Consider the following 22,475-nt stretch of genomic DNA (forward strand, 5'->3'; position numbering starts at 1 on the left):
TGTGCCTGAATGAGATTTTCTGCCTATCGGGACGCGGCTTGCATGTTTGTGCAGGTTGCTTGTGCCGCCCCTTACACCTTTTGCAAAAACACCTCTGAACTTTTTGCTTAGCCAGATCTAAGGCCCTTCATTTCTCCTGGGAATTTGGGAAAGATTGAACTCTTGTGCGGCACAGGAGACTGCGCTTTGAAGACTCTCGCGCGTTGCGGGCTTCATTCCATTGGCATCCCCTGTCGTCATCACATGCATTCGTTTATCTCCCGCCGCTGCCCTTGTTCGGTTCGAAAACAACCCGCCCCTTTCTTGAGTAAAATCTCGAGCGTTTTTCTCGCAGCACTGTTTCTCTCCACCTTTCATGCCAGTGCAGGACAGACATCCCACGCCGTGGAGTCCTCCACTTTGGAGCAGAATAAAAATGAACTGCACGAGTGTGCGCCCGGCCCCTGGGGAAAGCTCAGTTACTACTACTTCTTTCTCGAGGCTCCCGATCATGTCGTCGAGCAGTTTCCCCTCCCCAGCACCACCACGAAGTGGGCCTTCAGCCTGAAGGACCTCAGCCACATCGAGACGCTGCTGAAAAACGCCGGCATGTCTCGTGCGCAGACAGAGCGCCTGCTGGCGCCACGACGCGTGGTCAGGGATGAGCACCACGTCTTTCTCTTTCCCACCACCGCCGATGTCGAAGACCTGACCCGCGAGGGGCGCGCCTTGATTTATAACGAACTCGCCCGCGATCCTGCCAACGTGTTTCAGTATTCCCCGGTGTTCTTCCTCTCTGACTCCGTCGAAGAGTGGGCTGCGGAATCCGGGCTTCCTGCGTCCATCGTCACCAAGATTTCCAACTGGGCTTACAAGCAGGGCGGTGCGCTGGTTTTCTCAGACGTCCCTCTGCTGCTCAGCCAGGCGGAGAACGTGGCCCAGGCACGCTTCATCATGCGCAAGCTCACACGCGTCCGCACGCTTATGGCGCAGCTCGAAATTTCGAAGCAGGACTCCATTCCCGATCTCGTCAGCTACTGGTCCACCGGTCTGGGTCTGCGGAGGAAGGAGCTGGAGCCGCTGATGAATGCCATCATTCACACCCGCGGCATCTCACATCTGGACATTCTCCACCTCATGCCTCCGCTGGCACGGAAGGTCCTCTACACCTATCCCGACCTCAGCTACGCCGTGGACGGTCCTCTTCCGGACTGCCACTGGACCAGCCTGAATTTTTTCAATCTCACACCGCAGCCCTGCCTGCTGGACACCCGGCTGGCCACCAGCCTTTTAAAGCAGGACTTTGACAAGACGGAACCGCCCTACCGCTACGGAGATGTCCTCATGTTCATCGATCCCGACGGCCGCGCCGTGCACTCTGCCACCTATCTGGCTGACGATATTTTGTTTACCAAAAACGGCTCCAATCTTCTCACCCCCTGGGTGCTCATGCGCCTCCCGGACTTGTCTATGTTGTATGACATCGGCCCCGGCAAAAACCACATCGTGGGTTTCCGCCACAAGAAGTAGGCCGCTCGTTTAGCGAGGCATGTCCTGCGGAACCGGCACTCCGGCCGGCCGGACATGCCCTCTCGGTCACTGCTGCCATCCGGCTCAGGAGATCCCCAGCTTGCGCGACTCCATCCAGCGGATGGCAAAGCGCGTCACTGCAGCGCCATCCTCGAGTTTGAGCTTCTGCCGGATGTTCATGCGGTGCACGTCCACCGTCTTCGGGCTGATGCGCAAGGCGGCGGCAATCTCATGCGTGCCGCGTCCGTCTCCCATCATCTGGAAGATTTCAAATTCGCGGTCGCTCAGTTCATCCAGCCCGCCTTCCAGCCGCGGCTTGGTCCCGCTGGTGTAGGCCTGGAAGATCTGTTCCGCGATGGTGTCGCTGAGCCAGCGCCCGCCCGCGGCCACTTTGCGCAGCGCCGCTTCATACATGTCATAGCCCATGTTCTTCATCATGTAGCCCTTCGCCCCGGCCTTGAGGGCGCGGTGCGCATAATACGCCTCGTCATGCATGGAGATGACCAGCATGACCAGATTGGGGTGGAGGGAATGCACGTCCTTGATGAATTCCAGACCGTTGCGGTCCGGCAGCGTGATGTCCACCAGCATGATGTCAGGCTGGTCCGTCTCGAGCTTTTCGAGCGCGGTTCTGCAGTCTCCCGCCTCCCAGCAGCATTCGAAATCCGGAAGACTGTCGATAAAGACCTTCATGCCTCCGCGCATCATCGTGTGGTCATCCAGCAGCGCCACACGCTTGCGCTTCGCGGGAGCTTTGGGGTTGTTTGAACTCATGGTTTTTGGAACTTGAATTTGAATCATGATGCAAGCGGCATTTCGCACACTGCGAGTGTCCCGCCTTCCGCCACGTTGCGTGGTTGAAAGGTCAGCGTGGCTCCCAGTGCATCTGCACGCTGCCGCAGCATGAAGAGGCCCATGCCATTTTGCTTCGCCCCTTCTGCAGGAACGAAGCACACCCCGTCATTGGCCACCTCAAGGCGTAGAAAATTCCTGTCGCGGATCAAACTGATCGCGATCCATGTGGCGCGCCCGTGCTTGGCGGCATTGGTGGCCAGCTCCTGCGCTATGCGAAAGATCAGCGCGGCCTCCTCGGTCTTGATCACGTCCGAGACATCTTCGCATGAGACCCGGCACTGCAGTGCAAACGCACGCTCAAGGAATTTGCGCAGGTCATCCAGGGCATCCGGCAGTTCCTGCGGGCCCACCGCCACGGGAGCCAGCCCACGCGCATAGGCGCGCGCCAGTCCGGAGGTCTCCGCCAGCTCACGCGCCACATCCATCGCCAGAGCGGACTGCGGGTGCCCTTCACGCTTCAGGCTGGTGCCCAGCACGCCGCTCTTCAGCTGTGTGGCCGCCAGCCGCTGGCAGACGTCGTCATGCAGATCCTGTCCGATGCGCCTGCGCTCGTTTTCCGCCGCCTCAGTCTGCAGCTTGGCCATTTCCTTTTCCACGGTGATCACACTGGCCATGCCCGCCACCTGCACCTGCCCCGCACGATCGCGGGTGCGCGCGGTGGAAAAGGCGCGGCAGCGCAGCCACTCGATCTTGTCTTTCGCATGCACCCGGATCTCGGCCTCCGCCTCTCCTGGCCCACAGCGCAGGGCCCGCAGCATTTTCAGCGCGGTCCTGCGGTCCTGGCGCACCACTGCACGCAGCCAGTCCCACCGGCGCACGCGCAGCTTCGGTGCTCCGCGCCCAAAGATCTCCTCGTAGGCCCGGTTCACGTAGATCTGCTCCGTCAGATCGGGCGGTGCCACCCAGAAAATGTCCCGCATGTTTGAGGCGATCTGGCGAAACCTCCACTCAGACTCCTGCAGCCGGTGCGCCGCATCCGCGATGCTCTTCGAAATCGTCTCCAGTTCATCGCCACCATCGATCGGTGACGGCACCACTTCCCCCGGCCCGATGTGCCGCGTCTGTTCCACGATCAATGCCACCCGTTCGGTGATAAGCCACCGCAGCAGGCACCACAGCAGCAGGCATATCCCCATCAATACACAAACCTGGGACAGCATTTCATGCACCGCATGGTCCACGGCAGAGGAGATGAACCAGTTCAGGTCATACTCCAGCACCACCAGCCCTTTGCGCGACTCCGCGCTCACATCCATGAAGGGAAAAACCGCCGTGAGGTGCCCTCGTTCCATGTCCTCCTTCATCAGCCCCTCGCTCGTTTCCTTGGCCTGCTGCACCAGCGCCGGCGTCAGCGGCAGCGGACAGTCCCAGATGGAGACGCCGCGCCACTGCTTCCGCGTCGCATTGCGGATGATGTCATTGCCGTCAGAGATCACTCCCAGCTGCAAGTCCGGATTCACCGAGGCGTAGCTGATGGCCAGGTCCGCCGACTGGGCAAGACGCCGCCGCAGGAAATGCTGCGCAAAGCTAGATAGCCGCGTGCCTTCCTCATAGGCCTGCAGGCGCATCTCGCGAAAGCGCCGGTTCACATCGTGCTTGTACTGTCGCGAGATGTTCAGCACGATCATCAGCAGGCTGAAAACCATCACCAGCGCCGACACACGAAACTGCAGCGTGAAAAAGCGCTTCATAAGGCGGCCTCCAGGAATTTCGGGACAAACATCCCCTGAGTTTTGATCTCCTGGTGAAGCAGTCCGGCCTGCAGCATTGTGTGAACCATTTCGTTCACGCATTCTTCCAGGCCGCCGCTGCCGGGCTTCAGCAGCCGCAGGTTTTCCGCCGCATCGGGCAGGTGCACCCTTGTCATGGACTGGAGCCACTGCTCCTGGGTAAACCCTTCCCGCCGCAGGGCGGCGTCCCGCCCCTGGCTTTTCGGCAGGGCGATCTTCGCATTGTGCGCGAGGCAGGCGGACACCAGAAAGCGCAGCTCCCGCTCATAAGTCAGCAGCGCCTCCTCGCGCACCACCAGCACCCGGCAGAACTTCAGGTTCATCTTGCTGCAGTCAAACAGCGTCACGGCGCCTTTGTCCCTCAGCCTCAGGCACCACGGGTCCGCGGTCACCACGGCATCCAGGTCTTTTTCGTCATAGGCATCTTCGGACTCAGCCAGGTTCAGCGGCACCACATGCAGGTCCTTCAATGTCATGCCATGGCTCCGCAGCGCCTCCCACAGCAGGTATTCGCCCGCAGACTTGAGTTCCACTCCCACGTTTCTGCCACGCAGGCTCTGCATGGACTCCAGCCCCGCGTGTCCCATGATCGCGTCCCCGCCGTGGGAAATCCCCAGAGCCAGAATGGCCCTTGGCTTCGCGCCATCTGCCTCCAGGCGGATCATTTCATCCAGCGTCACCACCGCCGCATCCACCACCCGTTTGCGAAAAGCCCCCATCACCGCCGTGGGCCAGGACATCTCCACTGTGTTGATGCGCTGCTTCAGGGTGTTCCCCTCGTCGCAGGCCATCACCAGCCCTTCCGTTCCCGGCCAGATGTTCACTGCCACTGTCAGCGGACGCTGATAGTGAGTCTCCGGCCACATCAGTCCCACGGCACATAGCAGCACCCCCAGCACGATGACCGGAACGAGGCGGATCTGGGTGAATCTGTTCATGGGCCTCTTTGAAATTTCGGGCTGCGTGGCACCAGACCACCGAGGATGAGCCTTCCTCGCTGCCGGATCATCCACTCACATACGTCTCATGTCCCTCCCATGGCCGAGCCTATTTTCGCGCCGTCCGGTTCACCACCGTTCCGCCACGCCAGTTCTGCTCCGCCCACTGCACCTCAAAGCCACCACTGCCTGAGAACACTTGATGGAGACTCCGCTCCTGATTCTGCCTGCATGTAAGCGGCGAAGAAAATCTCATGCTGTGATCACCATCACCTCACCCGCCCTGTCTAACTCTTTGCACTTCAAAGAGTGGTGCTCGGTAATGGACTCGAACCCTTAAGCCTTTCGGCACAAGATCCTAAGTTCTATCTTTGCGAGTTTTCAATTGTTCGCCATGGTTCGCTCATGGTCGCCTCCAGCCAAGGAAAATCAGGGCTTCCTGGGTGACAGAGCACAGGGGGGAATGCCTCCCCTCGTCCCCACCGCCTCACCGCCCACACTGGACATCCGCCATTTCCACACGACCTGTGCCTCCAACTCTCCGTGAGCGACTCCCTCGACAAGTTCATTCGCGACGCCATGCAGGAGCATGACGGCGCGGGCACGTCGGATCTCGCCACCGTCACTACCAGCGAGTCCAGCGCCGCCAATGATCTCGGTGCTTTGCCGGGCCATAACGTGGAGGGCCTCATCGCCCGTGGCGGCATGGGCGCGATTTACCGCGCACGGCAGCAGGCGCTTGAGCGCGAGGTCGCCGTCAAAGTCATGACGCGCCTTGCCGATTCACCCGAGATGGCCACACGCTTCCGCCGTGAGGCCCTCGTGCTCGGTCGCCTCGCGCATCCCAATATCGTGCCCGTCTATGACATCGGCACCGACGATGAAGGCCAGCTCTTCTACACCATGAAGCTGGTCAAAGGCCGCACCCTCCAGGCCATCCTCCACGACCTCCGCAGCGGCGATCCCCACACCCAGCAGCAGCACTCCCTCACCTCCCTTCTCACCGTCTTTCGCAAAGTCTGCGATGCCATCGCCTTCGCCCATTCGCAGGACGTCCTCCATCGCGATCTCAAGCCCGAAAACATCATGGTCGGCGAGTTCGGCGAAGTCCTCGTCATGGACTGGGGCCTCGCCAAGCAGCTCCGAGCGGATGAATGGATCGTCGATACTCCCGGTACCTCCGCCCCATCCACCACCCCCGCTCTCCCATCCGCCACGCTTGCCGGCTCCGTCATGGGGACCCCGCAATACATGTCCCCCGAGCAGGCACTGGGACAGATCGCCGAACTCGACGAGCGCTCAGACATCTTCTCACTGGGTGGTATTTTATATGCGATCCTGACACTTCGCCCGCCCGTGGAAGGAAAGACGCCCGATGAAGTGCTGGTGAAAGTACGCACCGGCACCGTCATCCCGCCCGCCGACATGCAGGTCGGCACTGCCGCCAGGCGCACGCGCCAGAAAGACGGCACCGTGCCGCAGGCCAGGCTCATCCGCCCGCTGCCGCACACACCGGGCGGGCGTGTGCCACCCGCCCTCTCCGCCGTCGTCATGCAGGCGCTGCGTCGCAGCAAATCAGAGCGCTACCAGACCGTGGCGGCACTCAGCGCAGACATCGAGGCCTATCAGGGCGGCTTCGCCACCAGCGCCGAGCAGGCCGGCGCGTGGCGGCAGCTCAAGCTCCTCATGCTGCGGCACAAAATGGTCACCGCTTCGCTGGTCGTCATGCTTTTCCTCACCGCAGGCTTCATCCTCAAGGTGATGTCCAGCGAACGAAAGGCGCTGGCGGAGAAAGAGGCCACCCGTCGTGCCCTGGCGCTCTCCCAGGTGGCCCTGGCGGACGCTGCTTTCCGCAATCGCGACCTCGGAGAAATGCTGCGTGCCCTCGACTCCTGCCCCGAAGATCTGCGCGACCAAAGCTGGCGCTATCTATGGGACAAACGCGATGCCTCATCACGCGACGTGAAGCTGTCCGGCTTCGAAGACCCCAGCGCCGTGCTCGCCGTCTCAGGCAGTCCCGGCCACTTCGCCATGGCCGCGACAGATGGCAGGATCGCCATCATGGACGCGACCTCGGACCGTGTGCTGAAGACCATCGATTCGGGAATCACACAGCTGCATGACATCGTCCTCTCCGGCGATGGCCGCGTCCTCGGTGCGCTGGATCGCGAGGGCAAAGTGTTGCGTCTCTTCGATGTCGAAACCAGTGCCGTCCTCCGAAGTGCGGCCCTCAAAAATGCGCAAGTGGGTGCCATGGCCTTGAGCCACGATGGCTCCCTGCTCGCCTTCATGATCAATCCGACAGCCATCGACGCCGAGCTGCAGCTTTTGGACACACGAGACAACCGCCTGCTGTGGCAGTTTCACTGCGGTTTTATCAGGTCGCTCACCTTCCATCCAGACGGCAGCCGCATTTTCACCTGCGGCAGCGGCAGATGGCGTCATTCCCCCATCTTGCGCACGGCGGATGGCAGCGTCGTGGCTCAGTATGATGGCTATGCTTGGAGTCATGCCCTGAGTCGCGATGGCAGGACACTGGCCTTGGGCACCTGGGCCGGTGAAGTGTGCCTGCTCGATTCCGCCACCGGAAAGGAGCTGCAAAGCAGCCGCCTGCATACCGGCCCTGTTTATCAGATGGAGTGGACGTCAGACGGCCACCTCCTCACAGCGGGCAGCAGCGGCAGGTTTGATGACCAGCGCTGGGTGCTCCGGATTGTGGAGCCGCACCATCTTTTGCCCGTGGAGACCTTGTTTGGACTGCCCCACGGACCAGAGACCTTCTGGAGTCTCAACCCCGAGAGTGGCGATCTTTTGACGCTGGAAACTCCGCCCAGATTGTGGCGTCTTCCCGTGGGGCGCGAACTGATCAAGACGACCCACACTGCCTCCGAGCAAGGTCGCTGCGCCTGTTTCCTGTCCGAGACCATGCTGCTCGCTCGCCTCGATTTCTCCTTGGGCCGCTATGAACTCACGCCCTCGGATAAAACGATGCGTTTGCTCGACAAATCTCCCGCTGGATTTTCCATCGCCGCCAGTCATCCGCCCTCACAAACGTACGCCTACGCCCAGCGCACCGGCTCCAAGAAAGTCAGAGCCGGTTTCAAAATCTTCTCATTCCAGGACGGGCAGGTAAAAGAGACCCTCGATCAACCTCTGGACTCCGTCCTCAATACCCTCACATTCGATGCCGCGGGCAAACGCATCCTCACCGCGGGGCGGCACAAGGAGGGAGCAGGCCCGCTGGAGGTGTTCGATGTCCATTCAGGCGCCTCTCTGCTCAAGATTCCCGGCACCTTTACCAGCGCCGTTTTCTCCGGCCCCTCCGGCAATGTCGCCGCCGTCGATTCACGCTCGCGCACCACTGGATCTGTGGACGAGCGCCTCGTGTTGCTCGACGGCCGCACAGGTGCCTTGCTGCATACCACGATCTATGATTTTCAAATAGACGCCCTCGCGGTCTCTCCCGATGGCAGGTGGGTGGCCCTGGGCGGCACGGACCAGCGCATCCATCTCTACGATGCCGGGACGCTCCACGAAAAGACCTCCTTCCGCGTCCACGATGCCGAGGTGACCGCCGTCACCTTTCACCCCACCGCCCCCTTCATGGCCACGGCCTCCGCAGACATGTCGGTCAAGCTCTGGGACTACGAGACCGCGCGGCAGATCACCCATTTTTCCGGCTTCGGCGGCACGCCCGTCTCACTCGCCTTCAGTCCCGGCGGCAGCCTCCTGGCGGTGGACGGGCAGGAGCGCACCTCTCGCATTTTTGATGTCTCTGCTTACTTCAAGTCCGCTCCCACGCCGCCGCCGCTCGTCGTCTCGAAAGATAAAAACCCGCCTCGGTCCCAGGCCGCAAGCCCTGCGGCACCCGACGGCTGGACGGATCTGCTGGCCTCACTCACCCCCGCCTCCCTCGCGCAATCCGACTCCGGCTGGCTCATGGAAAAAGGCGTGCTCCACGGCCAGGAAAAGACCGCCGCAAAGCTCCCTCTCCCCGGCAACTTCCAGAGCCTCGCTTACCGGCTGCGGCTGAAGCTCCGGCGCAGAGCGATCACCGAGCGCGGGAAAGGCTTCCATCTCGGCCTGCCTTTTGGCGGGCACAGGGCCGGACTGCTCATTGATGGCACGACCGGCGGCGGCTTCCAGACCAGCATCGTCCGCGTGAATGGCCTGTTGGGCAAAGACATCCCTGATGCTCTCCAGGGCCGGCAAGTCACTGACACCGCGCCCCACGACTTCGAAATCTCCGTCCACATCACCGGCGCAGATACCACCGTCATCGTCACCCGCGATCTCCACCCCTTTTACACCTGGACCGGTCCCCTTGCCAGCCTAACCCAGATCCAGGATTGGGCCGTCCCGCCCGGCACCATTGCCCTCTGCACCAAAGACCCCGACTGGGAGGTGCATGCCGTCAGCGTGCGGAGAGAATGATGAAACCCAGAGCCCGAACAGCGGCTCTTAATTCCGAGTTTCATCCTTCATCATTGATTCGCTTCGCTTGGATCATCGTTCATCATTTGCCCACCGCCGTCCTCAGCCACTCCAGCTCCTCTGCGATGTCCTCCGCATTCACCACCGTCTTCGAAATCTCCGCCTCCAGCAGATCGCGGAATTTTTTGCGCAGGCGATGCACCAGCACACGCACCGCGCCTTCGTTCGAGCCCAGGCGTATCGCCAGTTCCGCATGCGGGGCGGGAGAGTCGTCCCAGCCCAAGTAGGCCTCCAGCACTTCGTAATCAGCCAGCCGTTTGTTCTTGATAAAAGACTCGCGCAGTTTTAGTCGCACCGACTCCAGCAGTTGCATCGCCCATGCGCGATCATACAGCCGCTCCGGGTCTTGCAGATCTGCCGGCTCATTCGCGTAGCGATCATCCGCCACCGTTTCATCCAGAGACAGCAGCGTCTCGCCCCCCCCGCGCTTCAGCGCATCATCATGGCGGTCCTGCCTGCTGATCACACGCCGAACCATGCCGATGAGAAAACTCCGCAGCCGCCCGCGCTCCTTGCGCACCTCCTGCAGCGCCTCATCCGCCACCAGTTTTTGAAACAGCATCTGCGTCAGATCCTCCGCATCATGCGCACTCTTGCCCGACCGCCTCAGGAAGGCATAGATCGGATACCAGTAGCTCTCGCACAGATCCTCCAGCGCCACCGCCGCCTGCTTCTTGTCAGCCCCCTGCACGATCTGCACCAGCGTCCAGTGCGTCGTCGGAAACTCAGGATCTCGTGAGGAAGGCATGGATGACGGCGGCGCAAGTGAAGAAGCAAGGCATAGCTCGAAGTTCCGTTTAACGCTCACTTCTAAAAAATTCCATCACTTTCCGTGAAACGAATCAGCTCTCTCCGGCTCAGGAAGGCGCAGGACCTTTCGTCCCACTCACAACACCAACACCGCCACAGCCATGAAAGCCACCCTTGTTCTCCTCCTCACCACCCTCGCCATCCTCGCTCCCGCTCATGCCGAGCAAGGCCCGATGAAAGCCGCCCGTGCCCAGGCCATGTCCGCCCATGCCACGCTGAAAAACAATGCCACCACCGACAAAGGCGGACACCGCCTGGCCGCCATGAAACACCTCGCCGCTGCCATCGCGGAAATCGAAGCTGGCATCGCCTTTGATCAATCCAACGTCAGCGCCAACGAAGGGAAAAAGAGGAAAAACTAGGCTCCTCATCATCCTCCGCATCAACTCTTTGTTGATGCGGAGAGTTCAAACCCCCACGCAACCTGCTTGGTCTCACCGGCACCCGTTCATGAAAACAACGCCCCACCTTGTCCTTCCCATTCTCGCCGCCTTGCTCATCGTCTCATGCGAGACGCCACCACCGTCGCATGCGCTCCCCCACCCATCTCCCGCGCCGCTTTCTGTCTCATCCTCTTCCGCCTCCTCCCCAGCGCCCGTCATGCGGCCTTATCCGCATGTGGCAGGCGTCTGGCAGGGGCCGTATGCGACCATCACCATCGGCCGCAGCACCGGCGCATCGTTTGCCATGAGCATGAAGAGAAAGGGTGGGAAGGTGCACGCCAGCACCGGCCACTGGGGCCAGCCCTACCATCGCCACTTCACCTTCCTTCGCTCGGATGGTCGCACCGCCAAAGCCACGGTTGACTCACCCAATCCCACCACGATCTCCGTCGAAGAAGAAGACGGCCGCATCCGCCCTTGGACGCGTCTCTCGTCCCTGTGAGTCTTCGAGCAAGCCTCATCCATTGGATCACACTGAATACACTCCGCAAGGCCACCGCAAGGGGCCTCCGGCAGCTCTATCAGCCCGCCAGGGAAGTCCCTGCCATTGCTGAAAAGCCCGTGCACGAACGTAGGCTTTCCAGTCTGTTTTGCTGGAAGCGCTCGCTTGATGGGACAGCGGGCGTTTGGGAACTAAAAATGCAAAGGCACTTTTGGGGATGCGACTTTCGGTCCAATTCGCGCCAATTTTTGAATGGATCGCTTCAAACAAGAAGTCGTTCTAAATAAGCAGAACGATAGTGGAGGGCGGGGCGCGCGGAGTATCAAAGGGAACGTCTTTTAGAATTTTTGCCCTCCCACTTTCTCCATCTTTCTCTGTAATGAAATCTCTCCCACCGGCTCAGGACGGCATGAAACCGCCCTCTGCCCATGAAACGTCCTTTTGCCAGCCCCCAGCTTCCTTCGCTTCACTCTCTCGCACTTCTCCTCGCCGGCTTCATCCTCATGCCGCTCTCCACCCAGGCGCAGAACCTGGCGAATTCCACCTTTGAAAGCGGCCTCACCGGCTGGACGCTCACGACCCCTGGCTCCAGCACCATCACCACCGCAGGCGGCACGGTCAAATTGCCCGATGGCACCGCCGTCTCCGACTACGGCACCATCCCCGATGGCATCAAGGTCGCAGTGATCACCTTCACACCTTCCCTCGGGCAGGTGCCCAAGCTCAGCACCCTCATCACCGGGCTCGTGGCGGGCGGGCGTTATCGCGTCGGTTACTTCGTAAATACCACCAGCGAATCCCTCGTCACCGCAAGCCTCCAGGTCGTGCAGGGCGCCACCCCGCTCGGCTCCAATGCCATCACCCTCGTCAAAGTGGGCGCAGGCACGGCCTACAACCGCATCGACTGCTCCTTCACCGCCACCTCAGACACCCACACGCTCGAAATCAGCGCCGGCGGTGTCACCAGCGCGCCGGTCACCGTTTTCGCCGACCTCGTCAACATCGTCCGCATGGACGTCACCAATGCCTTCGACTCCGGCATTGGCTCCCTGCGTCAGGGGCTTGCCGAGGCCGCGCTCAGCCCCGGCCCGGACGTCATCCACTTCGACCCCGCGCTTTCCGGCCAGTCCATCCACCTCCAAAGCAGCATCGTCATCAACGACAAAGCCGACGTCACGGTGGATGCCTCCGGACTCGCCGCCGGCATCACCATCGATGACGGCGGGCATTCGACCTATGGCCTCTTCAGACTGATGCTAGGCACCCTGGGCGTCACCTTCCGCGGCATCACCTTCGCGGACGGCGGGGACGCGACAGCGGGAAATACTTCGATCGGCGGAGCGATCAATTCCGCCTCGACCGCCCTCACGCTCGACTCCTGCACCTTCACCCGCAACCAGGCTTACCGAGGCGGCGGCATCGGGCACATCCTGGGAGCCTTGACCCTGACGAACTGCACCTTCGCCAACAACTCGGCCGCCCTCGGCGGTGCCATCTGGTGCGGCACCCTTGCGGGAGCGTCCGGCACTGCGCGGCTCATTCATTGCACCCTCAGTCAAAACGGTGCCGACACAGGCGGCGGGCTGTGCAGCGATCATCTCAATGTGGAGCTGGTCAACAGCATCGTCGCTGACAACGACGCCAGCAGTGGCGCTGACATCTGCCTCTATGGCTCGGCCACCATCCTCACCTACACCGGCGCCAATCTCGTCATCGATCTGGCCAACACCGACAACGGCCCCATCATCGGTTCCAGCAAGCTCAGTGCCGCTGACCATTTTTCCCTCCAGCCCCTCGCTGACAACGGCGGCCCCACCCAGACCATGCTGCCATTTGCTGGCAGCATGGCCATCGATGCCGCCGAGGGCAGCACCCTTGCCACCGACCAGCGCGGCTTCCCCCGCAGCCGCCAAGGCACCGGCAATGGCACGGGCACCTCAGACAGCGGTGCGGTCGAGGTGCAGAGTGCCACCGCAGGCATCGTCGTCACCACCACGGCGGATGAAGACGATCCCACCGGCACACCCGGCACCGGCCTCTCCCTGCGCGAGGCGCTGCGTGAAGTGCCCACAGGCGGCGTCATCGGCTTCGATCCCGCGCTCAGCGGCGCCGTGCTCACCCTCACCCGCGGCCTTGACCTGACCTTTGGCAGATCCGCCACCGTAGATGCCAGCGCACTCGCCGCCGTCCCCACCATCAGCGGCGGCAGCGGCACCAATCGCATCTTCACCATCCCGCTGGGAAAAACAGTCCGCCTCGTCGCATTGAAGCTCACCGGCGGGCATGGCTACGGCTCCAATGATGCAGTCATCACGGTGGATGGCGGTGCCATCGCCAACTTTGGCACGCTCACATTGGAAAAGTGCACCGTGGAATCCGCCACCTGCAGCAGGCATGGCGGCGCGATCTACAATGAAGGCACGCTCTCGCTGCTGCAATGTTCCCTCGGGCTCAGTCACTCGGCCGCGCTGGGTGGTGCCATCTGCAATCAAGGGCCGCTCACCATGGACAAATGCACCCTGTCTGTCTGCGATGCCGGCAGCAACGGCGGAGCCATCTACAATGCCAATACCCTCACTCTGACAAACTGCCTCCTAGTCAGCAACTCCGCCGTGCTTCACGGCGGTGCCATCGAGTCCCAGGCCGGCACCGCCACCCTGACCAACTGCACCCTCACAGCCAACCGCTCCGCCAGCGGCTTCGTCATCGGCAGCACCGCCACCGGAGACGGCGGCGCCATCCACAACAGCGCCTCGCTCACCCTCACCCACTGCACCCTCACCGCCAACAGGACCGGCCTCATCTCCGGCCAGGGCGGAGAGGGCGGCGCCATCGCCCTCAATGGCGGCAGCCTCACCCTGGCCAACTCCATCGTCGCGGAGAACACCTCCATCAACAGCCCGGACCTGTACCTGCCCGCCACCGCTGGCGGCACCCTCACCGCCTCGGGCAGCAATCTCATTGGCAAAAACACCACCGTCACCGCCGCCTTCCCCGCAGGCCCGCTCGTGGGTACTGCGGGCAGCCCCGTCCTCGCCAAGCTGGGCGCTCTTGCCAGCTATGGCGGCCCCACGCAGACCATGCCGCCGCTGCCCGGCAGTCTGGCCATCGATGCCGCCTCGGGAAGTACCACCACCACCGATCAGCGCGGCTACTCCCGCCCTCAGGATGGCGATGGCAATGGCCTCGCCAGTCCAGACCTCGGTGCGGCAGAGCGCTCCGCCGCGGCCCTGTTCATCATCACCAGCACGGCCGATTCCGGCCCCGGCTCCCTCCGCAGCATCCTCACCGCCGTCCCGCAGGAAGTTTCCGCCCCCATCACCTTTGCCGCCAGCTTCACCACCAGCTACATCGGCTCCGTCATCCTCAGCACCCCGGTCGTCATTCCCGCGGGCATCAGCGCCACGCTGGATGCCAGCAGCATCCCCGGCGGACTCACCCTCTCCGGCGGCGGTGTCACCTCGATCTTCACGGTCAGCAGCGGCGCTTCACTCTCGCTCACCGGCATCACCCTCACCGGCGCACGCGGTGGCCCCGGCGCGGCGATCTACAATCAGGGCACAGTGGCGCTGACACGCTGCACCCTCTCCGGCAATTCAGCGGGCACGAACAGCTTCGGCGGTGCGGTTTGCAGCACCGGATCACTGTCGCTGACGCAATGCACCCTCTCAGGCAATTCCGCCACCTATGGCGGCGCGATTTTCATCCAGAATGACACCGCCGTGCTGACCCAGTGCACCCTCTCGGGCAATTCCGCCGACAGCAGCGGTGGCTTTGGCGGGGCCATCTGCGTGAATGCCGGCACCCTGACGCTGGCAGGCTGCATTGTAGCTGGAAACCAGGCTCCCACCGGGCCGGACATTTACAGTCTTCCCGGCAGTTCCGTCGTCACCGCCACCGGCCAGAACCTCATCGGCAGCAACGACACCGTGTCTGCCACCTTCCCCGTCAGCGCCCTCGTGGGCACCACGGCCAGTCCGGTGGCGGCCGGTCTCTCCCCGCTCGGCAGCTACGGTGGCGCCACGCAGACCATGCTGCCGCTGGCGGGCAGCCCCGCCCGCAATCCGGCAGGCGGCGCCACCACCTCAGCCTTCAGCACCGACCAGCGCGGCTCCCCGCGCGTCTATGGCGCGGCGGTGGATCTCGGTGCCGTCGAGGTCGGCGTCACCGTCACCAGCACCGCCAGCTCCGGTGCCGGCTCCCTCCGCCAGGCCCTGCTGGATGCCCCCGCCGGCATGATCATCAATGTGGACCCCGCCCTCAGCGGCACCACGATCACTCTGCTCTCCGCAGATGGCTCCCTCACGCTCAGCAAGAGCGTCGAGCTCAATGCCACCGGCCTCTCCTCCGGCCTCACGCTCGACGGCGGCTCGCAGAATTTCCGCCTCTTCGCCATCAGCTCCGGCACCACCGTCACCATGAACAACCTCAAGCTCACCAACGGCGGCGGCTCCTCCTTCGCCAGCTTTGGCGCAGCCATCACCAATGCGGGCGTCCTTTCCCTCACCCGCTGTGAGTTCTCCGGCAACATCGCGGGCGCCGGGCAGAGCGGCGGCGCCATCTCCACCAGCGGCTCCGGCAGCTCCCTCACGCTCACCGAATGCACGCTCAAAAACAACGCCGCTGATTTCGGCGGTGCCATCGTCTCGGCCAGTTCCAGCACCACCACGCTGCACCGCTGCACCTTGAACAACAACAGCGCCCGCAATGGCAACGGCGGCGCTCTTTGCATCACCGCCGCCACCGCTGTCCTGAACCAGTGTACTGTGGCACAAAATACCAGCGCCGCCACCTCCCAGTCGCAGTCCCTGGGCGGCGGCATCGTCCTCGTCTCGGGCAGCCTCACGCTGAACGCCTGCACCATCGCCGGCAACAGCATCTCCGCCTCGGGTCATCAGGCCTACGGCGGCGGCGTGTTTTATGACGGCAGCCTTTCCATCGCCAACACCATCATCACCGGCAACACCGTCACCGGCGCCACCACCGGCGGACCCGACCTGTTTGACAACCACGACGTCAACTTCTCGTGGACCGGCAGCGTCTTCATCGGCAACCTCGCCAATTCAGGCTTCACCACCGGGGGCAATGTCCGCACCGGCAATGCCATGCTCTCGGCTCTGGCCAGCAATGGCGGCCCCACGCAGACCATGCTGCCGCAGGCCGGCAGCCCCGTGCTCGACTTCGCCACCACCACCGTCAATTTTGGCACCGCCATGGGCAGCTTCGTCACCGACCAGCGCGGTGCCCAGCGCCTCCTGGATGGCGATGCCAATGGCAGCCTGCTCTCCGATCTCGGGGCCGTGGAGTATGCCCCCGCACGCAATCTCATCGTCAGCAACACCGGCGACTCCGGTCCAGGCTCTCTGCGCCAGGCCATTTTGGATTTAGGCTTCTCCGGCGGCCAGGACACCATCACCTTCTCTCCGAGCCTCAACGGCAAGGTCATCCTGATCAGCAGCGGAGAAATCACCATCCCTGCCAAAAGCGTGACGCTCGATGCCAGCGCCCTGACGAACGGCCTTGCCCTTTTCGGCACCAGTTACAACCGCATCTTCACGGTTCCCAGCAGCGGCAGCCTGACGCTGCGCTCTCTCATCCTGGCCAATAACGTCAGCACCCCCTACGGCGCCGGCCCGCAGGCCCCCGGGTATGGCGGGGCCATTTATAACAATGGATTGCTGACGCTGGAGTACTGCAGCTTTGTCCTCAGCGCAGCCGGGACTGCTGGCGGAGCCATCGCGAATGAGAACGGCACCCTCACTGCGCTGCAGTGTACCTTCGCTAAAAATCTCACCCTTGGGAACGGTGGCGCACTGGCCTGCCTCAGCGGCACGGCCACGCTCACCCACTGCACCATCGCCGGCAACGCGGCCTACGGCCCAGTCTCCCAGGGCGGCGGCCTCTACCGCAGCGGGGGCACGCTTACCCTCACCAACTGCCTGGTGTCTGACAACGGCGCATCCAGCAGCGCCACGAACAACATCTCCGGCAGCATCACCACCACGGGGGCCAATTTCGTTCCCGCTGGCACCGGCGGCACCTTCAGCGGCCCGGCGCCCATCTCCACCGGTGTGGCGGCCTTCGCCTCGTTCACCGGGATAGGAATGCTGACGACTCAGCTCGGCAGCGTGGCCATCGATGCGGCTGCCACCCTTTCTCCGGCCATCACCCGCGACCAGCTCGGGCAGGCCATCGTCGGCACGCCCGATCTCGGCGCTTATGAGCTGCCTTACGCTCCCACGCTCTCCGTCACCACCCTGGCAGATGAAAACGATCCCGTGGGCACTGTCGGGACCGGTCGCTCCCTGCGCGAGGCCCTGCGCGATCTCCCCGCGGGCTCCACCCTCACCGTCAACCTCGATCCCTCCTTCAGCGGCAGCACCCTGACCCTCACCGCCGGTGAAATCGCCGTGACCAAGAGCCTCATCCTCGATGGCAGCAGCCTGCCTGCCGGCATCACGTTTTCGGGGGGCGGTGCCAGTCGCATTTTCACCGTCAGCGCCGGTCGCAGCCTCACGCTGCGTGCGGTCACCCTCGCCAATGGCAGCGCCACCGGCTCCGGCGGTGCCATCAGCAATCTCGGTGCCCTGGCGCTGGAGCGCTGTACCCTCAGTGGCAACCACGCCAGCGCTGCCGGCGGTGCCATCTCCAATGTGACCGCCGGGGCCACTCTCTCCGCGCGGCAGTGCACCTTTGCCGGCAATTCCTGCGCCACCACCACAACCGGTGGCGGTGCGGTGGCCATCACCAGCACGGCCACCGCCACCTTCACCCACTGCACCCTTTACGGCAACGATTCCCCCGGCACAGGCTCATCAGGCGGCGGCCTGTACGTCGGCAGCGCCAGTCCCACCACTCTGACCAACTGCATCGTCGCAGGCAACACCTGCAGCAGCGCCTCCCAAGCCAATGCCTCGGGCCCGATCACCGCCAGCGGGGCCAATTTCGTCCCCGCAGGCACCGGCGGCACCTTCACCGGCACCACCCCCATCTCCACCGGTGTGGCGGGCCTCGCCCCGCTGGCCGGCAATGGCGGCCCCACCCAGACGATGGCCGTGCTGCTCGGCAGCGTGGCCATCGATGCCGCCACCGCCGTGGTTCCCCCCATCACCACCGACCAGCGCGGCATCGCCATCGTCGGCACCCCGGACCTCGGCGCTTACGATCTCGACTACTCCCATATCGCCGTCAGCATCCTCGCGGATGAAAACGACCCCGTGGGCACCCTCGGCACCGGCCTCTCCCTCCGCGAAGCTTTGCGCGATGCCCCCGCTGGCAGCACCATCACCTTCGCCCCCTCCCTCAGCGGCGGCACGCTGGCCCTCACCGGCGGTGAAATCGTGATGACGAAAAACATGACGCTCGATGGCAGCAGCGTGGTGCCCGGCGTCACGCTCTCTGGCAGCAATGCCAGCCGCATCCTCTCCGTCGGCAGCGGCAGGAGCCTCACCGTCCGGGGCCTGACCTTCACCCGGGGCAATGCCGTGGGTGCCGCGAACCTCAACAGCGGCGGTGCCATCCTCAACAGCGGCACCCTCACCGCCGAACGCTGCACCTTCACCGGCAATCAGGTGCTCAATGCCGGTGCGGGCATCCACAACCAGGGCGGCACCCTCACGGTGACTCAGTGCACCTTCAGCAACAACACGGCCCCCGGCGGTGGCGGGGCCGTCTCCACCTTCGTCGCTGTGCAGGCCACGCTGACGCATTGCACCCTCAGCGGCAACTCCGGCAGCTTCGGCGGTGGCGGCCTCTACAACTTCAACGGCCCCCTCAAGCTGACCAACTGCATCGTCGCTGGCAACACCTCCAGCGGCAACAGTGGCGCGGACATCCGCAATGAAGGCAATGCCACCGCCATCGTCACCCGCACCGGCCAGAACATCGTGCAGACCCATGTCAACTTCGGCGGCAGCGACACCGGCCCCGTCATCTCAGCCGCGCCGCTCCTCGCCCCCCTCGCCACGCACGGCGGCTCCACGCAAACCATGGCCCTGCTGGAAGGCAGCCCCGCGCGCGATGCCGCTCCAGTGATCAGCCCCGCGATCACCAGCGATCAGCGCGGCTCTTCTATTTTCGGCTCTCTGCCAGACATCGGCGCTTATGAAGGGCAGATCGCAGCCCTCGCCAACATCACCGTGTATGAAGGCATCACCATTGCTCCCGTTTCCTTTGCCGTGGGCGGCATCGGGACGCTTTCAGTCACCTCAAGCAACACCGCACTGGTATCAAATACCAGCCTCAGCGGCGCCGGCGGCACCCGCAGCCTCACCATCACTCCCACGCTCGCCCAGTCCGGCAGCACCACCATCACCGTGACCGATGGCACCAATGGCGAGACACGCGTCTTCACGCTCCTCATCAATGCCTTCCCCGCCATCACCGTCAGCAGCACCAGTGACTCCGGTGCAGGTTCGCTCCGTCAGGCGCTGCTGGATGCAGCCAGCCACGCCGGGCCGGACACCATCAGCCTGCCCGCCGGTTTCTCCGGTGCCGTCACCCTGAGCAGTCATATCATGGTCAGCGATCCCCAGGGCGTGACCATTGACGCCACCGCCATCCCCGGCGGCCTCACCGTGCAGGGCGGCGGTGCCGCTGGCAGCAACCGCCTCTTCTACGTGGCCGCAGGCAGCAGCCTCACTTTGCGGCGGGTTGTGCTCACTCAGGGGGGGGGCAGCAACTTCACGGAATCGGGGGCCGCGGTGTATTGTGCGGGGGCTCTTTCGCTGTTTGAATGTACACTATCTGGCAATGCCGCGCCTTTGGCCGCCGCCGGCGGTGTTTACCTTTTTGGCACCGCGACTCTGACCGCGACGAACAGCACTTTCTCCAACAACAGCGCCGAAGGCGGGGGTGCGCTCAATGTGTTTCCCGGCTGCACCGCCCAGCTCACGCGCTGCACCTTGTCTGGAAACACGGCGGCCACCTATCTGACTCCGGGCGGTGTTTATGCCGTGGGTGTCGGCGGAGCCATCGCCAACTCCGGCAGCCTCACGCTCACCCATTGCACCGTGGCGGCCAACAAGGCTCTGCCGCTGATGAGCGGCGGCAGCTACGTCGGTGGCAATGGCGGCGGCATCTTCAATGCCGGCCTGCTGACTCTGGAGGACACCATCATCGCCGCAAACACCAGCAGTCCTGTGGCAGGTGCGGACATTGAATGCTCGGCCACCGTCTCCTCCACCATCACCCGCATCGGGCTGAACATTGTGCAGGCTCCGGTCATCGGCGCTTATGCCTCTGCGGGGGCAGGTGTGATGATGATGGCAGACCCGCTGCTCTCACCGCTGGCCAGCAATGGCGGAGTCACGCAGACGATGATGCCGAAGTTTGGCAGTCCGGCGATCAACTCCGCCGGGACTGGCATCACGACCGCGGACCAGCGCGGGTGTTTGATCGTCAGCAGTGCGGACATCGGTGCGGTGGAGGTCAGCATCATCAATCCCAGCCCGGATCAAAATGCGCCCTCGGCGCGTCTGCCCGAATTTGCCTGGACGGGGCCTGCGGGAGCCAGCTTCCAGGTTTATCTCGGCACGGTGTCGGGTTCTCTGACGGCGATAGGCTCTCCCACCACGCTCTCCGCTTTGACTTCGCCCCTGCCCTGCACGCGTGGCACCACCTGCCTGTGGCGTGTCGATGCCACCGTGAACGGTGTGACGTTCCGAGGGCCGGAGCATGCCTTCATCCCCGCAGCGCCGGTGGTGACGAATGGGGCCTCCACCGGCACCGGCACGCTGAGCCAGGCTTTTGCAGATGCGGCCAGCGCCGAGTATCCCGGCGCGGACACCATCACCTTCTCCGCGAGCTTTACCGGCACGGTCAGCGTCAGCAGTGAAATCTCCTTTGCCGACAGCGGCGGCGTCACGCTGGACGGCAGCAGCACAAGTACGCCGGTGATCATTGATGGGGTGACCAACACCAACCGCATCCTCAACCTCAGCACCGGATCACGTCTCACGCTGAAAAATCTGACCTTCACCCGTGGCGGTGGTGTGAGCAGCATCAACACCGGCAACGGCGGCGCCATCTACAATCTCGGCACGCTGATCGTCACCGGCTGCACCTTTACCAAGAACACCGCCGTCAACCTCGGCGGTGCCTTCGTCAATGGCGCCGCTGGGGATGCCACCTTCACCAGCTGCACTTTCTACGACAACCAGCAGACTGCGGGCGGCGGCTCAGGCGGCGGCGTGCTCAACTGCGCCAGCACCGCCACGCGGCTGACGCTGATCCACTGCACCCTCACGGGCAACACCGCCGCTGGCAGCGCCGGCGGCGGGGCGATCCGCAACCGCCTCACGCCCGCGGCCTTCACCATCGCCAACTGCATCATCGCCGGCAACACCATCACGGGAAGCGGCGCCACCGGCACTGACATCAACAACACCAACACGATCAACTTTGTGGGCGTGAATCTCATCCCCACCGCCGTGGCGGGCACGCTGGATACAAGCCAGGGCTCCATCAACACCGCCGCACCACAGCTCGCGCCTTTCGGCAGTTACGGCGGCCCCACCAAGACGATTGCGCTGCTGCCCGCCAGCCCTGCGCGCAATGCCGCCGCGGTGCTTTCGCCCGCCATCACGCAGGACCAGCGCGGCTTCCCGCTCGTGGGCCAGCCCGACATCGGCGCGTATGAAAACGGCACCGCCGGGAGCTTTGCCTCCTTCATCGTGGATGCCACCGGTGCCGCCCCCAATGCCACCGCCGACGCCGATCACGACGGCAACCCCGACCTCCTCGAGTACGCCACCCGTGGCAACACCGACGTCTGGAACGGCAACCCCGTGGAGAAACCCCAGCCCATCAACCAAGTCGGCCAGGTCGCCTCCGTCGAGTTCGCCTTTCCCTATCGCGCCGCCGCCCGCGACATCATCTACGTCGTCAGCCGCAGTGGCGACCTGCTCAACTGGGCCGAGATCTACCGCCTGGACATGCGCACCCTGCAGCCCACCCGCGCCAACGGCATCGCCAGCCAGGAAGACCCGCTCCTGCAAACCATCAACGTGAACGATCCCTACTTCATCCCCATGCACACCTTCTACAAACTCAGCATCCTGCAGCCGTAAAAGCCCGGGGGCAGGATGGCCGAAAGCGGGGAAGAAGGAAATTCTGGCAGTGTGCGCGCCTCGGCCGCGCTACATCTCCACGTGTACCTGCTTGATGGCTTCGAGCACAGGCCTGTCCTTCTTCGCCCCCCCTTGCGATTGCTTTTGAGCCCGCGCTGTTTGACGACGTGCATGAGCACACAAAT

9 protein-coding genes are annotated in these 22,475 nt (G+C 63.5%); 5 read left to right on the top strand and 4 right to left on the bottom strand.

Annotated elements, in window-relative coordinates:
- Nucleotides 1-303 precede the first annotated feature (303 nt).
- Nucleotides 304-1,509 carry a hypothetical protein gene (locus ACILSO_RS08000; RefSeq protein WP_395736861.1) on the top strand — a complete coding sequence of 402 codons (1,206 nt, stop codon included), beginning with the start codon at nucleotides 304-306 and terminating at the stop codon, nucleotides 1,507-1,509.
- Nucleotides 1,510-1,593: 84 nt separating this feature from the next.
- Here the strand turns inward: ACILSO_RS08000 and ACILSO_RS08005 are convergent, their stop codons facing one another.
- From ACILSO_RS08005 to ACILSO_RS08015, 3 genes are read right to left on the bottom strand one after another with little or no spacing between them, the layout of a single operon-like run.
- Nucleotides 1,594-2,283: a response regulator gene (locus ACILSO_RS08005; RefSeq protein ID WP_395736862.1), complete on the bottom strand. Its 690-nt coding sequence runs from the start codon at nucleotides 2,281-2,283 to the stop codon at nucleotides 1,594-1,596.
- Between the two features lie 23 nt (nucleotides 2,284-2,306).
- Complete coding sequence (locus tag ACILSO_RS08010; RefSeq protein ID WP_395736863.1) at nucleotides 2,307-4,055, bottom strand: histidine kinase; 1,749 nt, start codon at nucleotides 4,053-4,055, stop codon at nucleotides 2,307-2,309.
- Nucleotides 4,052-5,032, bottom strand: coding sequence for an ABC transporter substrate-binding protein (locus tag ACILSO_RS08015; protein WP_395736864.1), 981 nt, complete (start codon nucleotides 5,030-5,032; stop codon nucleotides 4,052-4,054). The genes ACILSO_RS08010 and ACILSO_RS08015 overlap by 4 nt, the downstream gene beginning before the upstream one ends.
- A gap of 543 nt (nucleotides 5,033-5,575) precedes the next feature.
- Here ACILSO_RS08015 and ACILSO_RS08020 point away from each other — a divergent pair.
- The gene (locus ACILSO_RS08020) at nucleotides 5,576-9,466 is read left to right on the top strand and encodes a WD40 repeat domain-containing serine/threonine protein kinase (protein WP_395736865.1); all 3,891 of its coding nucleotides are present in this window, start codon (nucleotides 5,576-5,578) and stop codon (nucleotides 9,464-9,466) included.
- Nucleotides 9,467-9,548: 82 nt separating this feature from the next.
- On the opposite strand, the gene ACILSO_RS08025 is transcribed toward ACILSO_RS08020, so the two are convergent.
- Nucleotides 9,549-10,274, bottom strand: coding sequence for an RNA polymerase sigma factor (locus ACILSO_RS08025; protein WP_395736866.1), 726 nt, complete (start codon nucleotides 10,272-10,274; stop codon nucleotides 9,549-9,551).
- A 163-nt stretch (nucleotides 10,275-10,437) separates the two neighbouring features.
- Here ACILSO_RS08025 and ACILSO_RS08030 point away from each other — a divergent pair, with 163 nt between their 5' ends.
- From ACILSO_RS08030 to ACILSO_RS08040, 3 genes are all read left to right on the top strand, one after another.
- Complete coding sequence (locus ACILSO_RS08030; RefSeq protein ID WP_395736867.1) at nucleotides 10,438-10,698, top strand: hypothetical protein; 261 nt, start codon at nucleotides 10,438-10,440, stop codon at nucleotides 10,696-10,698.
- Between the two features lie 88 nt (nucleotides 10,699-10,786).
- Entirely contained in the window at nucleotides 10,787-11,221 is a 435-nt protein-coding gene (locus tag ACILSO_RS08035; protein ID WP_395736868.1) for a hypothetical protein, read from the top strand.
- A 428-nt stretch (nucleotides 11,222-11,649) separates the two neighbouring features.
- On the top strand, nucleotides 11,650-22,290 hold the full coding sequence (locus ACILSO_RS08040) for a beta strand repeat-containing protein (protein ID WP_395736869.1): 10,641 nt from the start codon (nucleotides 11,650-11,652) through the stop codon (nucleotides 22,288-22,290).
- Nucleotides 22,291-22,475: the final 185 nt, after the last annotated feature.

Source organism: Prosthecobacter sp., from assembly GCF_044226605.1.
Taxonomy (GTDB): domain Bacteria; phylum Verrucomicrobiota; class Verrucomicrobiia; order Verrucomicrobiales; family Verrucomicrobiaceae; genus Prosthecobacter.

Excerpts from the sequence above, each read along its gene's own strand:
- ACILSO_RS08010 (WP_395736863.1), bottom strand. The coding sequence starts at position 4,055 with ATGAAGCGCTTTTTCACGCTGCAGTTTCGTGTGTCGGCGCTGGTGATG.
- ACILSO_RS08025 (WP_395736866.1), bottom strand. The coding sequence starts at position 10,274 with ATGCCTTCCTCACGAGATCCTGAGTTTCCGACGACGCACTGGACGCTG.
- ACILSO_RS08030 (WP_395736867.1), top strand. The coding sequence starts at position 10,438 with ATGAAAGCCACCCTTGTTCTCCTCCTCACCACCCTCGCCATCCTCGCT.
- ACILSO_RS08015 (WP_395736864.1), bottom strand. The coding sequence starts at position 5,032 with ATGAACAGATTCACCCAGATCCGCCTCGTTCCGGTCATCGTGCTGGGG.
- ACILSO_RS08035 (WP_395736868.1), top strand. The coding sequence starts at position 10,787 with ATGAAAACAACGCCCCACCTTGTCCTTCCCATTCTCGCCGCCTTGCTC.
- ACILSO_RS08040 (WP_395736869.1), top strand. The coding sequence starts at position 11,650 with ATGAAACGTCCTTTTGCCAGCCCCCAGCTTCCTTCGCTTCACTCTCTC.
- ACILSO_RS08005 (WP_395736862.1), bottom strand. The coding sequence starts at position 2,283 with ATGAGTTCAAACAACCCCAAAGCTCCCGCGAAGCGCAAGCGTGTGGCG.